This is a genomic window from Pseudoalteromonas sp. APC 3358 (genome assembly GCF_030408075.1).
GTDB classification, from domain to species: Bacteria; Pseudomonadota; Gammaproteobacteria; order Enterobacterales; family Alteromonadaceae; genus Pseudoalteromonas; species Pseudoalteromonas arctica.
Window position 1 is genome coordinate 47,679 of sequence record NZ_JASDCE010000004.1, and the last position, 16,709, is coordinate 64,387.

Genomic DNA, 16,709 nt, shown 5'->3' on the forward strand with positions numbered 1-16,709 from the left:
ACCCTTAACGAAGCTTGTTATATGTTGATGTATGTATTCAACAATAAGATAAACTTTATGAATATTTTTAATGATTACTTGCTCACCTCTAATAACCAAAATAATTTAAAACATCTTTTTTTAAATCCAGTGATAAATTTAACCGTCAATATCTTCACTACGACGTTTAGTCTCAAGTATTTACCACGATGAATAAAAATAAGCTTATCAACATCCTTTCGCCATTTTTCCCTTGGCTTAAATCAGCTCCCCCGAAAGAACAAATCCCCATTCGATCAGAGCTCTTAAGTGCTGAACAAATGGAAAAACATGCAAAATTACTAGCAAAAAGTCATATTTTAGATGCTAAAAACACTCAAGATCAGCTACTTGAGCGCCTAGACGAAAACGAAAAAGTACTGATTAAAGCCAATAGTTTATTAACCATTGCCGTTAAAGCAAAGCAGCCTATAGTGCCCTCTGGTGAGTGGTTACTCGATAATTTTTATCTTATTGAAGAGCAAATTCGTACCGCTCGGCTTCATTTACCTAAGCACTATAGTCAGGAACTGCCACGTTTAGAGCAAGGTGCCTCTTTAGGTATGCCGCGAGTTTATGATATTGCGTTAAATGTAATTTCCCATGGCGACGGGCGTGTAGATAGCGAAATTCTAGCGCAATTTTTAGCCGCGTATCAAACAGTAACAACGCTTAACCTTGGTGAACTCTGGGCCATTCCAATTATGCTAAGGTTAGCCTTAATTGAAAACCTACAACGCGTAAGTACACGTATCATAATCGCACGCCAGCACCTAAATCTAGCCCAACAGTGGGCTAATCAAATGTTAGAAATTGCTGAGCAAGACCCTAATAGTTTAATTTTAGTTATTGCCGACATGGCACGCTCAAAGCCTCCTATGGAAAGCGCTTTTGTAGCAGAGCTAACTCGTTTATTACAAGGGCATGGTTCGGCATTAGCACTTCCCCTTACTTGGATTGAACAACAACTAGCTGATTCGAGTTTAACCATAGAGCAACTAGTACAAAAAGAGAATCAGCAACAAGCCGCCGATCAAGTCTCAATTAGCAATAACATTAGTAGCTTACGCTGGTTGACCGCGATGAACTGGGCGGATTTTGTAGAAGATCATAGCGCTGTAGAACACATTTTGCGCCAAGATATAGGGGGTGTGTATGGTTATATGGACTTTATCACGCGAGATAGTTACAGAAAAATCATAGATCAACTCGCTAAGCGAAGCTCATTTTCAGAAGTCGATATAGCTAAAAAAGCAATAAAATTAGCCCTGCAGGCTGATCAAGCCCAAACAGTATCAAACACAACGCTTGCGCCTAACCATGTAGGCTACTATTTAATTGATAAAGGTATTACGCAATTAAAGCAGCGCATAACAGTAAAAACGCCTATTTTGAAAACGTTATTTTCGCAAGCCAAGCGTATAACATTAGTACTTTATTTAGGGGCAATTATATCCTTAACAGCCCTAATTAGTGCCTCTTTTATGGCTATGGGCGTTCCTAATAACATACCTCACTGGCAGTTTATTCTTTTAATAATTTTAACTTTATTCGGAGCAAGTCAATTAGCCTCAGCACTTGTAAACTGGATAGTTACCTTGCTAGTCGACCCACAACGATTACCCAGAATGGACTATTCAAAAGGGTTGCCAGCGCAAAATAAAACATTCGTAGTAATCCCTACAATGCTTACCAGCTCTATAGGTATTGAGCAGTTATTAGAAGTACTCGAAGTTAGATTTTTAGGTAATCGCGATCAACATATACACTTTGCTCTACTGACCGACTTTACTGATGCAGAGCAACAAACACTCCCCACAGACGAAGCGTTGTTATCGCAAGTACGCCTTGGTATAGAAAACCTTAATGCCAAATATGCAGAGCCTTCTCTTTTACAGCAAGAAAGTCGCTTTTTTTTACTGCATCGCCCACGAACCTGGAATCCAAAAGAGCAAATTTGGATGGGGTTTGAACGTAAACGCGGAAAATTATCAGATCTAAACGCACTGCTTCGAAACCCAATAGAACATGCATTTGAACTTATCGTCGGTGATATTAACGCTATACAAAAAGTTAAATATGTCATTACTTTAGATACCGATACACAACTTCCACGAGATTGTGCCCGTCAGTTAGTTGCGACCATGGCGCACCCTTTAAATCAACCAAGATTTGATGAAAAAAGACAATGTATTGTAGGCGGCTACGGCATTTTACAACCACGTATGGCAGCAAGTCTATCGGGACATAACCCTTCTCGTTACTCGCAATTATTTGGTGAAGAACCGGGTATCGACCCATATACGCGTTCAATATCCGATGTGTACCAAGACCTCTTTTCACAAGGCTCATTTATCGGTAAAGGTATATACGATATAGATGCATTTGAACAAACACTTGGTAACCGTTTACCACAAAACCAAATACTCAGCCATGATTTACTCGAAGGTTGCTATGCTCGCTCAGGGTTGATTAGTGATGTGCACTTGTACGAAGAATACCCTACACGTTACAACACTGATATGTGTCGGCGTGAGCGCTGGATCAGAGGAGATTGGCAAATTGTGCGCTGGTTACTTCCTCGTGTTTTAAACACTCGAAGCGATAAATGTCAAAATCCTTTGTCACCTTTATCACGTTGGAAAATCCTTGATAATTTACGTCGAAGTATCGAACCACTCGCACTCTTTTTATTACTTACGGTTGGTTGGTTTACAGCAGCTAATCCATTGAAATGGACCCTTGCCATAAGTGCTATTTATTTATTACCGCCATTGCTGAGCGCGCTAATTTCGTCGATGCGCAAACCCGCAGAAATGCTGATGTCCCACCATTTGCATGATGTTTTACAGTGCTTTGTTCGTCAGCTTATTCAAATCGGCTTTCGTTTAGCATGTTTACCTTTTGAGGCTGTGTTTAACTTAACCGCAATATTACGTAGTGCGGGTCGAATGCTGTTTACTCAACGTCGTTTATTAGAGTGGCATGTCACAGATCATAAATCTAATCATGTAGTAAATGCCTTAATAAATAGTTATTACACTATGTGGACTGCGCCATTTATTGCGATTACTTTAATCGCTTCGCTACTTTACTTTGCCCCTTTACACTTAACTTTTACAAATATATTAGCTGTATTTCCTCTACTTTTATTATGGCTTTTATCACCGGTTATAACATGGTGGTTTAGTGAGCCTAAACTCGATAATTTAGCGCCACTGAGCGACAAGCAACAATTATTTTTACAAACTATTGCCCGTAAAACATGGGCTTTTTTCGACCACTTTAACACTGCAGACGATCATTGGTTAATTCCCGATAACTATCAAGAGGAAGCCGGTCCTGTTATTGCGCACCGTACATCGCCTACTAATATTGGTCTGTCTTTACTGGCTAACGTTAGCGCCTATGATTTTGGTTTTATTGTACAAAGTGATTTAATTCAACGCACGCAAGATTGCTTTAATACCCTCGATAAACTCGAGCGTCACGAAGGGCATTTTTATAACTGGTACGACACACAAACATTGCAACCTTTGCCACCGCGCTATATTTCATCAGTAGATAGCGGTAACTTAGCCGGTCACCTTTTAACTTTACAAATAGCATTAAAAGAACTCCCTTCTAAACCTATTGTTCACCCACAAATGTTTGAAGGCATAAGTATCACTTTGGCTATTGTGGCAAACTTGTTTAAAACATTGCAATTAGACTCAGAGCAAAATAAAAACAATATTATCGATACCGCTATTAATGCCATGAACTCAATACTTAACGCTGTTCGTATCACTGCGCCTACAAATCTATATGACGTTGAACAGCACTTAATTACACTCAATAATAATGCGCGAATATTGTTAGAGAATATAAAGCAAGACCCTGCTAATGATTTAGATACAAAGTCGAAAGAGCATAAAGTATGGACTCAAGACTTACACAGGCAATGCCAGCGTACCCTAAACGAACTCTATTTATTTTCGCCATGGCTCAAACTAACTAATCCGCCAGTTAGCTTAAAACTGCAATTTCTTGATTCTAATATTTTGACAATGCAGCAATTAGTTAAACGTTGCCCCGACACTATTAACGCAATTGATGCGCTTTTATCATCGGTATTACCATCCGACGAAACTCAGTGGCTTTCTTCATTACGTATTCATACTTTAGCCAGTACACAGCTTGCCAAAGATTGCATTTCGCAATGTGACAAATTAGCCAACAGAGCGATTGAATTTGCACAAATGGAATATGCATTTTTATATGATGAGTCTCGCCATTTATTGGCTATTGGTTATAACGTAGATGAGCATCGACGTGACACCAGTTTTTACGATTTACTGGCATCTGAAGCACGTTTAGCCAGTTTTATTGCTATAGCACAAGGTAAATTGCCACAGCAAACCTGGTTCGCTCTAAGTCGTCTACTAACCAGCGCTGGCGCCGAGCCGGTGCTGGTGTCGTGGAGTGGCTCTATGTTTGAGTATCTTATGCCCATGTTAGTTATGCCTAGCTACGACGGTACATTGCTCGAACAAACTTGTCGTGCAGCGGTTACCCGACAAATTGATTATGGAAAAAGACAAAACGTACCGTGGGGCATATCTGAGTCAGCATACAATACGGTAGATGCTTCTCTTAATTTTCAATATCATGCCTTTGGCGTACCGGGTTTAGGGCTAAAACGAGGCTTATCAGAAGACCTCGTCATCGCTCCCTACGCGTCTGCATTGGCATTAATGGTTAACCCACAAGCCGCGTGCGAAAATCTTCAACTGTTAGCTGATAGTGGACTTGAGGGACATTACGGATTGTATGAGGCAATAGATTACACCCCTGCCCGTTTATCCAGAGATCAAAAAAGCGCAGTCATTCGCTCCTTTATGGCTCACCATCAAGGTATGAGCTTACTTGCATTGGCATATCATTTACTTGACCAGCCTATGCAAAAACGCTTTGAATCAGACCCTTTACTGCAATCAGCTTTGCTATTACTACAAGAGCGCGTGCCTAAAACATCTATATTCCAACCTCATATAGACCAATACGCAGAGAGCGGGGCTTTATTTGAACATGCAAAAATAAAGGTTAATCCACCTATTCCAGCCATTACCTCAACACCCCAAGTACAGCTACTTTCAAATGGTCGTTACCATGTAATGCTTACAAATGCAGGAGGTGGCTACAGCCGCTGGACCGACTTAGCCGTTACACGGTGGCGTGAGGATCCTACTTGCGACAATTGGGGAACATTTGTCTACGTTAGAGATACAGCCACAGGCGACTTTTGGTCGGCAGCCCACCAGCCAACGCTAAAACCAGCCCAGTCGTATAGCGCATCATTTTCTGAAGGTCGCGCTGAGTTTCGCCGAAGCGATCAGCATATAGAAACTTACACTGAAATCGTTGTCTCTCCGGAGGACGATATTGAACTTCGTCGTATACGCTTAAGTAATCACTCACCCGATACTCGTACAATTGATATAACCACTTATGCAGAAGTTGTAATGGCAAACCATGCAGCCGACCTTATGCAACCGTCATTTAGTAATTTGTTTGTACAAACTGAAATACTTCCATGTGGCAATGCTATTTTATGTACTCGTCGTGCACGCTCTGCTGATGAAAAAACACCTTGGATGTTTCATTTACTTTCAACACGCGTCAATAGCAGTACAACAAAAGTCGGAACCCTGTCTTGTACAACTGATCGTATGCAATTTATTGGTAGAGGTCGCTCTTTGGTTTCACCACAAGCAATGCTAGAAATGGGCGAACTTGACGCTAAACAAGGGTCAGTGCTTGATCCTATTGTTGCTATTCGTGCTCCTGTGGCTTTACTTGCTGGCAGTGTAGTAACACTCGATGTAATAACGGGTATGGCACAAAGTAGACAGGCTTGCCTTGCGTTAATTGCTAAATATCAAGATCATCACATTACCGATCGAGCACTTGATTTAGCATGGACTCATAGCGATGTGACCTTACGCCAAATTAACGCCAATGAAGCAGATGCTCAACTCTACCGGCAGCTGGCTGGGTATATTTTGTATGCCAATGCAACTCTTCGGGCTAACGCATCTGTATTAATACAAAATCGTCGAGGACAATCTGGACTATGGGGCTACTCAATTTCTGGCGACTTACCTATCATATTATTAAAAGTAGCCAGCGGTAATAATATTGAAATTGCCCGCCAACTTATTCAATGCCATGCATATTGGCGCTTAAAAGGGCTTGTCGCTGATTTAGTCATTTGGAATGAAGAGCAAGTTGGTTACCGACAAGGTTTGCAAGACCAAATTATGGGGCTAATCGCAACGGGCACTGAGTCTCATTATATTGATCGCCCTGGCGGGATATTCGTTCGCTCAGCAGAACAAATTTCGAATGAAGACCGCATACTGTTACAAGCCGTTTCGCGGATTATTATTGATCAAAGTGGCACATTGGCAGAGCAAGTAAACCGTCGAACGCTTGCAGAGAAAAACGTAAAGGGATTAATCCCAACTCAAGCATTACATCCCAAAATCAATCAAGCGCTTGGCAATACTCAAGAAAACTTACTTTTAAATAATGGACTGGGTGGGTTTAGTGAAGATGGTCGCGAATATATTATTACCACCACCGAAGCGAATAAAACCCCTCTGCCTTGGGTTAATGTGCTAGCAAACGCACATTTTGGCAGCGTTATTGACGAAAATGGTTTTGCTTATACGTGGAGCGAAAACGCCCATGAGTTTCGTTTAACGCCGTGGAGTGCAGACACTACAGGCTCATCTGGTGGCGAAGCCTTTTATTTACGTGATGAAGATACAGGTAAATTTTGGTCACCTTGTGCGATGCCAAAACGTGGGGCTAATCCCTATATAACCCGCCATGGCTTTGGTTATAGTACCTTTGAGCACAGTGAAACCGGCATCGAATCCTCTCTTTGTGTGTATGTAGATACACTCGACGCCGTAAAATACTCGGTATTAAAAATTAAAAACAACTCATTAACTACCAGGCGCCTAAGTGCAACAGGTTATGTTGAATGGGTACTTGGCGATCTTCGTTCTAAAACAGCGCTACACCTTGTAACAGAAATTGATGCTAAGAGCGGTGCATTGGTTGCCTCTAATGCCTATAACTCAGAGTTTGGTGGCAGAGTTGCTTTTTTTGACGTTGATGATATGTCACGAACACTAACAGGAGACCGTAGCGAGTTTATTGGTCGCAATAAAACATTACACGACCCCCAGGCAATGACTCGTACTCATTTATCTGGCAACTTAGGAGCGGCACTCGATCCGTGCGGTGCAATTCAAGTCCCTTTTGAACTGCAAAGTGAACAAGAGCGCACAATTATTTTTAGGCTCGGTGCTGCGCAAAATAAAGAGCAAGCAAGTACCCTTGCTTTAAAACTCAGAAAACCCGGTACAGCACGCATTGCACTCGAAAAAGTCACTGATTTTTGGCAGCAAACACTGGGCAGTGTCCAGGTTAATACCCCCGACCCTGCATTGAATGTATTAGCAAATGGCTGGCTTGTGTACCAAACTTTAGCATGTCGCTTTTGGGCTCGCAGTGGGTTTTATCAAAGTGGTGGCGCGTTTGGCTTTCGCGATCAGTTACAAGATGCCATGGCATTAATACATGCTTCGCCTGCATTACTAAGGGATCACATACTGTACTGCGCCACACGTCAGTATAGCGAAGGTGATGTGCAACATTGGTGGCACCCACCATCAGGGCGCGGTGTAAGAACACGCTGTTCAGACGATTATTTATGGCTACCATTAGCGACGTGTCGTTACATTAAAGGCACTGATGACATAACTATTTTAGATGAGCTAATGCCCTTTATTGAAGGTCGCCCCCTTAAAGACGACGAAGAATCCTATTACGACTTACCCTCTGTGAGTGCAGCAAGGTCGAGCCTTTACCAGCATTGCGTGTTGGCAATTGAGCATGGTTTACACTTTGGAGAAAAAGGTTTACCGTTAATGGGCTCAGGAGATTGGAATGACGGTATGAGCCTTGTTGGAATACACGGCAAAGGCGAAAGCGTTTGGCTGGGGTTCTTTTTATATAAAATACTACAAGAATTTTCACCTATTGCTGCATTACATGGCGATATAGAGTTTGCTACTCGTTGTGACGATGAAGCACAAAAACTACAAGGTAACCTAGCTAAACACGCATGGGACGGAGCTTGGTATCGTCGCGCATGATTTGACGACGGAACCGCGCTGGGCTCATCACAAAGCCCAGAGTGCACTATTGACTCAATAGCGCAAAGTTGGTCAGTGCTCTCTGGTGCAGCTAATAATGAGCGCTCTACGCAAGCAATGTCGTCTTTGTATCAGCATTTGGTCAATAGCGATGATAAATTAATCCAATTACTCAATCCGCCTTTTGATAAATCAAAAATGAACCCTGGTTATATAAAAGGTTACGTCCCGGGCGTGCGCGAAAATGGCGGGCAGTATACGCATGCCGCTATTTGGGCAAGCATGGCATTTGCTCAACAAGGCGACAAAAAAAGAGCGTGGGAATTGATGAATATAATCAATCCATTAAATCATGCTAAAAACGCCGAACAAGTTGAAACCTATAAAGGCGAACCTTATGTCGTAGCCGCCGATGTTTATGCCGTTGATCCGCATATTGGACGAGGCGGTTGGACGTGGTATACCGGATCAGCGGGTTGGTTATACCGACTAATAATAGAATCTTTATTAGGTGTAACACGAACAGGAAATAAGCTAACCATTTCACCGTGTATTCCAGAGAATTGGAGCACCTACTCAATCGACTATCGCTTCGAGAGCACCTATTACCATATTACAATTGAGCAAATTATAGGGGATAAAAAACATAATAAAAGTGAGCTAATACTTGACGGTATAGCGCTTGAATCAACTTATATTCCACTTGAAAACGATAAGCAAAAGCATGAAGTTCACCTAAGCGTTTACTCAATGACTTCTAATAAATTGAAACCAAGTAAAATATAAACAAACGAATTAAGGATACAAAATGAGTAGTAATACAGATAATAACACTCGCCCAGATTACGACAGTGTTATCCAGGATATCGCTGATTATGTATTAACGTTTGAAGTATCAAGCGCAGAAGCACTAAACACTGCACGTAATTGTTTAATGGATACCTTAGGCTGTGGGCTGCTCGCTTTAAAGTTTTCACAATGTACCAAACTTCTTGGTCCAATTGTCAAAGGGACCGTTGTTCCTAATGGCGCACGAGTACCTGGGACCTCGCTCATACTCGACCCTGTTAAAGCAGCGTGGGACATTGGTTGTACCATCCGCTGGCTCGATTACAACGATACGTGGTTAGCTGCTGAATGGGGGCACCCTTCTGATAACTTAGGTGCTATTTTAGCTGTAGCCGATCACTTGTCTCAAGTCAGAATCGCAAATTCACAGCCTCCCCTGACTATGCGAGACGTACTTGAAGCCATGATTATGGCGCATGAAATTCAAGGCGTTATCGCATTAGAAAATTCTTTTAATCGTGTTGGCTTATGCCATGTATTATTGGTGCGTGTAGCCTCAACGGCTGTTGTCACAAAAATGATGGGTGGCAGCAGAGAGCAAATAATGGCAGCCATATCTCAAGCATGGGTTGATGGTTCTGCACTGCGTACTTATCGTCATGCACCAAACACTGGGTCTCGTAAATCTTGGGCTGCGGGCGATGCAACTGCCAGAGCAGTTTATTTAGCTGATATGGCAATGCGCGGTGAAATGGGTATACCCAGTGCATTAACAGCTGCGCAATGGGGGTTTTATGATGTCTCTTTCTCCAAAACTAATAAAGACCAAGCACTAAAGCCTGAAGCGAAGCGCACGTTTTCGTTCTCCCAAGGTTACGGTTCATATGTAATGGAAAACATTTTGTTTAAAATTTCTTTTCCAGCAGAGTTTCATGCTCAAACAGCAGCAGAAGCCTCCGTTATTTTGCACCCTCAAGTAAAGTCGCGTTTAGACGATATTGAGAAAATAGTGATCCGCACCCACGAGTCAGCCATACGCATTATTTCTAAAACAGGACCGCTTGCCAACGCAGCTGACCGCGACCATTGCTTACAATATATGATTGCTGTTCCCTTGGCATTTGGGAACTTAACTAGCGATCATTATGAGGACGACTTTCACAACACGCACCCTATCATCGATAAACTACGCGACAAAATGGAGGTATTAGAAGATAAACGCTTTACAGCTGAATATTTAGAGGCGGACAAACGCTCTATTGCCAATGCAATTCAAGTTTTCTTTAACGATGGTAGTAAAACAGAAGAAGTGGTTGTGCAGTACCCTTTGGGTCATCGCCGTCGTCGTGAGGAAGGCATTCCATTATTAGAGCTTAAATTCAAATCTAATTTAGCAACACGCCTTGCAACCCAACAATGCCAAACCATATTTACCCTTTGTAAAGATCAAGCCAAGCTTGAAAATACGCCAGTAAACAGCTTTATGGACTTATTTGTTATTCAATAAGTTAAATTGCAGTATGTACGGTGATACTGTAATACCAATTCGCTTAATTAAGTGAGCTATTTTTAGGTAATAAAATAGCTCACTAACAAAGCGAGCTTATAATATACAATTGTTTTATATAAATATTTTTTAAAACGAAGCTTTAACAAAACACAGCAAACGGGACTTATTATGACTAATGAAATTAAACACTCAATTGCAAACTTTGCAGCCTTAGAAACTTCAATAGCAAATGGGGAAGAACAATCGGTAAAAGAATTATTAGCAGATCAGTCAATGCAAGAGCTAGAAAAAAGCTACCTGTTAGACTTAGCTAAACTCGGTAATAACAGCGCTATCATAAAGCTATTAAATGATATCCCCGTAAAAAGATAGACGCTCGTGGCTATGTTATTACTCCATAGCTGGCGAGTTAATCCATGTTGTAAGGTAATAATTGATTGTTCTCGTTTTACTTATGATGACTTGTTTTATTTAGGCTATTAATATAATCAATAAGATTATTTAAAGGTATTGGTTTGGAAAAATAATAGCCTTGAACCCTTATACTGCTGAATTGAGATAAATAGGCGATCAGCTCAGCATTTTCAACACCTTCAATGACCACTATTTTTTTAAGCTCTGTACAAATCTTGATGATACCTTCTAATAAAGCGCGTTCTTGGCCCTCATGCTCAGCACCAATCGTGAACTCCCGATCTATTTTTATAATATTAGCAGGCTGCCTCGACAAGTAAGAAAGGCTAGAATATCCAGCGCCAAAGTCATCAATCGCAACGTTAAAGCCCTTAGCCATCAGCTTTCTAAGAACGCCTTCGATAACCCCTTTTTCTGACATGACTGTTTCAGTCACTTCAACGGTGAGCCGATGTGGCTCTATACATTTATCAGAGACTAATTGGCAAATATTTGCAACAAACCCTTGCAGCTGTAATTGCTGGGGTGAAAAATTAACAGCCACAGTAATATTTTTTAACTGCGCAGTATTACTCATATCTTTAAGTACCTGTGCTAGTACTTGTTTGCCAACTTCTAATATTTGCCCCGTTTGCTCTGCTATAGGTATAAAAATAGCCGGGGAAATATACGCACCATTACTTTTCCATCGCACCAAACTCTCAACACTAATCACTTTGTTTTCAGATAAACTATGGATTGGTTGGTAATACACTTCTAAGTCACCATCTTTAAGCGCTTTTTGAAGCTCTCCTCTAATGTGGACTATTTCTTTATGCTTATCATCCATTAGCTTATGATAAAAACAAAGCTGATTCCCTCCAAGGGTTTTCGCACTGTCCATAGCAATATCTGCATGCTGTAATAGTACTTTTGAATTTCCTACTCTTTCTTTAGACATCGATATACCAGCGCTGGCTGTAAGATAAATATCAACGTCCTCTAAATAATAAACGTTTGCTAAAGAGCTTATTAATACTGATATTTCTTCTCTTAGTTTATCTTTACTTATATTGCTGTAATAAAGAATAAACTCATCATTACCAAAGCGTGCTATTGAGTCGGTTGTCAGCGCGTTATTTTTAAGCCTTCTTGCAACTAACTTGAGAACTTTATCGCCTATGGCATGCCCTAAACTATTATTTATAGAACTAAAGCCATCTAGGTTTATAAAAACCATTGCACACGGTGAGTTTAACGCTTTGGCCTGCTTAGACTGTTTAGCGTTTATTTCATCATCTAGCGCATCTCGGCGAATTAGCCCTGTTAACTCATCATATTTAGCCATTTTAAACAGCTTTTTTGATTGTTGTTTTAGTAGGTATGAAGAGTCTGAAGCAAGTATAAAAATATAGATAAAGATGAAAGTAAGCCAAATTATAATTTGTTCGACTTTTGCCCTTTCTTTTAATGCAGAGTAGTTATTAATAAAACTATATATATTGTGATTTAAAATGCCCATTACATCGACTTTTTCTACAATATAGTCACTGTATAAACTCAATAGTATATTTAAATCGTATACGTTTTGCTTTTGAGCATTAACAGAAAAGTAAACTTGAGGCGTCAATTCAATAAATACATCAAACGTATTTAGATAATCTATGTATCTGTTCTCAATTAATAAATTCATGTCTAGTAAAGCTAAAACTTGATACTTACCGCCAGTAACTGAATTTATAGGTATCGAAAACATAATAGTCGGCGTACTCGTTTTCAACGTTAATGAATTAGCTGCAAATCTAACTTCATCCGTAGTTGTATTTAACCAGTTCACTACAGAAACACTTGATAGAAATCCACTGGAAATAAATTGCTTAGAAAATATGTCACCTTCAACTAACGTAAGATTTTCATCAAGAATAAGCATCCCTTTGATGATTTTATAATCTCTCGCATAATTTTTCATATCAACAGCGGCAAGCTTTAAAAAATTATCATGACTCACTTTTTCTAATCTCGACTTAATCCGAGATAATGACTTTTTATGCTCATCAAGATTTTTATTAAGCATTGTCCCCACTAAGCTTATTTTTTCTCGTGCTTTTTCTTCTTCACTACTCACTGTTTTTACTGCACTAGCGTACCATAACGACACACCCGTAAAGATAACTAAAAACATGACTGCTTTGGTAAACTTAGCCCCTTTAGTTATCGTTGCAGAACATAAAATTTTAATAATGAGCGCTGAGAAAAAAGAAAAAACCATAACGGCATTTAAAGCAGAGATAAATGGATTATCACTAATTAAAAAAAACTTTTCGTCAACGACTCCCCATAAGCTCAATTGAAAATTTAAGAAAAAAGCACACCCTAGAATGCCTAATACAGGAGTCACATATTTAACTTTTTTTGTAAATTTAAAATTAAATAATAAAGTTAAGATTGAGCCTAAAACTAGCGATATTAAAGCGGTACTAATAGAAATTATAGGCATCAGAGGTGCTTCAAGTAAAATACTCTCCAACCCACCCAAAATTACTACAACAACAAAAAACTGAATAAAGCCTAAATATAAAATACTTGCTGCTGATTGAGTTAGAGATAACCGCATGAGTCTGTTGTAACCTTCTAATTTGAGTCGCCAAGATCTTAAACTGTAAAGCAACTGCCGTATTAGTACAGTCAAATTTAATTGTTTTGTATTATATTAAATAAAAAGATACAGCCTTTATGGTTATATATTAAATTGAGGGAATAATCTAATGAAAAATAAGTAGATTCATAGTCATGCAATATCATCTGCTTCTCATTTTAATACCAACCTGCATAAATATTTGAACAATTAAAACAAGTTAAATCACTCTATAACGTTGTTAAATAGCCCCCGTATATAAGCAAATTGGTATAACTGAGTAAACTAGGATTGACTGTCCGGATATGTTGAGCACACCAAACCATTTTACTTAACTCGATTAAAAGAAAAGATCCTGGATATAAATTGATATCACATACATTTGATTGAACTGACACCTTAGTAATACACTAATATTGCCAGTTCAATCAGTCGATTACATATCTGAAAATCGGTTAGCCGATTGCACAATTCTTTTTATCTCATTTTCTTCAATATCTTTTATTGTATCAAGCAACGTTTTTGCGCTTTCGATATCTACACGAGAATATATATGAATGTATAACTCAATAACTAGTTCATGATGGTTTACTATTTTATCCATAATGTCCGAGATATCGAGCTCTTCAAAAAGTGAGTTGCAATCAACGCGCTCAATAATTGAGTGCTTTTCGATGTAATCAAAGCACCAGGTGTTTAGCGCTTTTTCGTCTGCCGTATTTTCAAACCCTTGTACAATATTCTCTAAACTCTCCTCATGCTCAGATAGGTAGCGAAGCATCATTCGCGCTCCCTCATCCTTATTTTGTTTAGAGCTCTGGTTTAGGCTATCTTTTAAGCTTTTGTGAAATAAAACGGTCCAATTGAGTACATCTCTAATTGTTTCAATTTGCATTTATTGCTCCTAAGTTTGATGATATCTATACAATATTTAAATATGAAGCATGCTAATTTTTAGGATTAGGCTCACTCGCCTGAGTATGTTGTAAATACTGAAATAGCTCACTGTCGGTCGATAATACCAATGTTGTGTTTTGGCTAAGGGCAAGTTCAAGCGCCTGCAACGAACGGGTAAATGCATAAAATGCGACTGCTTGATCATTTTTGTTATAGGCTGAGGCGTAAATAGCGGCTGCTTTAGCATCAGCTTTACCTCTAATTTCTGTTACTGCTCGGTAGGCTTCAGATTGAATTTTATCTAAGTCTCGCTCTCTGTTACCTTGTATACGGGCAGCTTCGCCTTTTCCTTCTGACAAAAAGCGTTCTGCTATTTGACGACGTTCGCTGATCATACGTTCATAGATTTTAGGGCGTACACTTTCATTATAATTAATACGTTTAAAACGAATATCCATAAGCTCAATACCAAATACTTTTACTTTTTTTGCCGCCTCATTAAATATATCTTGCTCGACAACTAAACGTCCCATGCTTATAGGCACTAAACTACCAATATTCTGCTCTTTTTCAGCCTCGGTGAGTGACGAGTCACGCAAAGGTTGGCGACCTTTCGTTGTACGAATAATTTCGATTAATTCGTGTGTGGCTACTGCATTACGCGTTTCACTACCAAAAATATCATCGAGCCTAGACTGTGCGCTTCGCTCATCACCTAAACGTAAAAAATACTGCAACGGATCGGTAACCTGCCACCGCGCATAAAGACTTACAGAAATATAAAGCTTATCTTTGGTCGGCATATCAGAAGGTGTTCCTTCCCATTCCAGCACGCGCTTATCAATAAAATTAACTTGCTGAACAAAAGGCATTTTGAGTTGAATACCCGCCTCTCTAATTGGCTCTCCAACCGGTTTACCAAACTGAGTAATAACGACCTGATCTACTTCGTTAACCGTATATAAAGCGCTATACAAAGTAACCCCTACAAGTGCAGCTAAAATACTGCTGCCAACGATTAAATAAGATTTCATGGCTGCTGTCCTTTTAGTGAAGTTAAATTGAGTAAAGGTAATACACCGCGTGCTTCGCTATCGATAATAATTTTATTTTTTATCGTGGGCATAACATCTGTCATTGTTTCTATATATATTCGTCTGCGTGTTACCTCAGGTGCCAGTTGGTACTGTGCAAACAGCGCATTAAAACGCAGAGCGTCGCCTTCAGCTTCATTAACTCTCTTAAGGCGATAACCGTCAGCTTCTCTTATTCGTTGGTCGCGCTCCCCCTCAGCAAGCGGAATAACGCGGTTATATTCGCGACGCGCTTCGTTAATCAACTTTTCTTTTTCTTGTTGAGCCTGATTAACTTCATTGAACGACCCTTGTACTGGTACGGGTGGATTAATGTTTTTTAGTTGAACCTGATCAATACTAATCCCCATTACATATTTGGTTGCCAATGCCTGCATTTTTTGTAATGCCTCAATTTCAATCCCTTGCCTGCCAATGGTAATTACTTCATCTACAGTTCTATCGCCTACAACTTCACGCATAACTGATTCAGACACGTATCGTAAAGTGCCTGCCGGGTCGCGCACCTCAAATAAGTACTTTTGGGGATCGGCTATCCGATATTGAATTACCCATTCAATCAGCGCAGTGTTTAAATCGCCAGTTACCATTTGGGTTTCTTCGCGTTGATTTGTTGCAGGTGAAATTTTTGGCGCAAATGAGCGAATATTATTTTCAGGATTAATATTTTGATCAGGGTCGGAGGCTCCAGGAGTAGAAAAACCAAACTCCTGCTTTAATTGCCGCTTAGTAGGCACTATTGTGACGTGATCAACACCTAATGGGATTTTTACATGTAAGCCCGCAGGTAGAATTTCTTGAAACTTACCAAACCTTAATACCAAAGCAACTGAATCACTGGGAACGGTATAGACTGCGCTATAGCCTGTAGCAATCAATCCCAAAAACAATACTATGGTTAAACTTGTGCTAAATTTTCCACTCAGCAACTTCTTATACTTTTTAAACGCACCGCTCATCACTTTATCGATATCTGGCGGACCGCTTTTACTTTTAGAATTTGGATTATTTTCGTTTTGTGTAGAAATAATATTCTCCTTTTTAAGAAACCAAAAATATGGAGCCTTATTACTACTTTAGATTGTCATAAGCCCTAGCCTAAAGCGCCAGCGTGCTTCGCAATCTAGGTGATAACTTCCTCTGTATAATTTAAGGGTAAT

The 16,709-nt window shown here is 39.8% G+C and carries 6 protein-coding genes and 1 pseudogene; 3 read left to right on the forward strand and 4 right to left on the reverse strand.

The features are described from left to right. The first annotated feature begins 3,062 nt into the window (after window positions 1-3,062). From QL995_RS07615 to QL995_RS07625, 3 genes and pseudogenes are all read left to right on the forward strand, one after another. A pseudogene (locus QL995_RS07615) lies at window positions 3,063-9,017 on the forward strand (glucoamylase family protein). A gap of 22 nt (window positions 9,018-9,039) precedes the next feature. Beyond that, entirely contained in the window at window positions 9,040-10,527 is a 1,488-nt protein-coding gene (locus QL995_RS07620) for a bifunctional 2-methylcitrate dehydratase/aconitate hydratase (protein WP_290293877.1), read from the forward strand. A 171-nt stretch (window positions 10,528-10,698) separates the two neighbouring features. Next, entirely contained in the window at window positions 10,699-10,902 is a 204-nt protein-coding gene (locus QL995_RS07625) for a hypothetical protein (RefSeq protein WP_010552591.1), read from the forward strand. Window positions 10,903-10,978: 76 nt separating this feature from the next. Here QL995_RS07625 and QL995_RS07630 read toward each other — a convergent pair whose 3' ends face one another. From QL995_RS07630 to hflK, 4 genes are all read right to left on the reverse strand, one after another. Further along, entirely contained in the window at window positions 10,979-13,537 is a 2,559-nt protein-coding gene (locus QL995_RS07630) for a bifunctional diguanylate cyclase/phosphodiesterase (protein WP_290293878.1), read from the reverse strand. A 457-nt stretch (window positions 13,538-13,994) separates the two neighbouring features. Next, the gene (locus tag QL995_RS07635; protein ID WP_290293879.1) at window positions 13,995-14,453 is read right to left on the reverse strand and encodes an ATPase; all 459 of its coding nucleotides are present in this window, start codon (window positions 14,451-14,453) and stop codon (window positions 13,995-13,997) included. 52 nt (window positions 14,454-14,505) lie between these two features. Then, window positions 14,506-15,489: a protease modulator HflC gene (gene hflC, locus QL995_RS07640; RefSeq protein WP_290293880.1), complete on the reverse strand. Its 984-nt coding sequence runs from the start codon at window positions 15,487-15,489 to the stop codon at window positions 14,506-14,508. Further along, complete coding sequence (hflK, locus tag QL995_RS07645; RefSeq protein WP_002962612.1) at window positions 15,486-16,427, reverse strand: FtsH protease activity modulator HflK; 942 nt, start codon at window positions 16,425-16,427, stop codon at window positions 15,486-15,488. The genes hflC and hflK overlap by 4 nt, the downstream gene beginning before the upstream one ends. Between the last annotated feature and the right edge of the window lie 282 nt (window positions 16,428-16,709).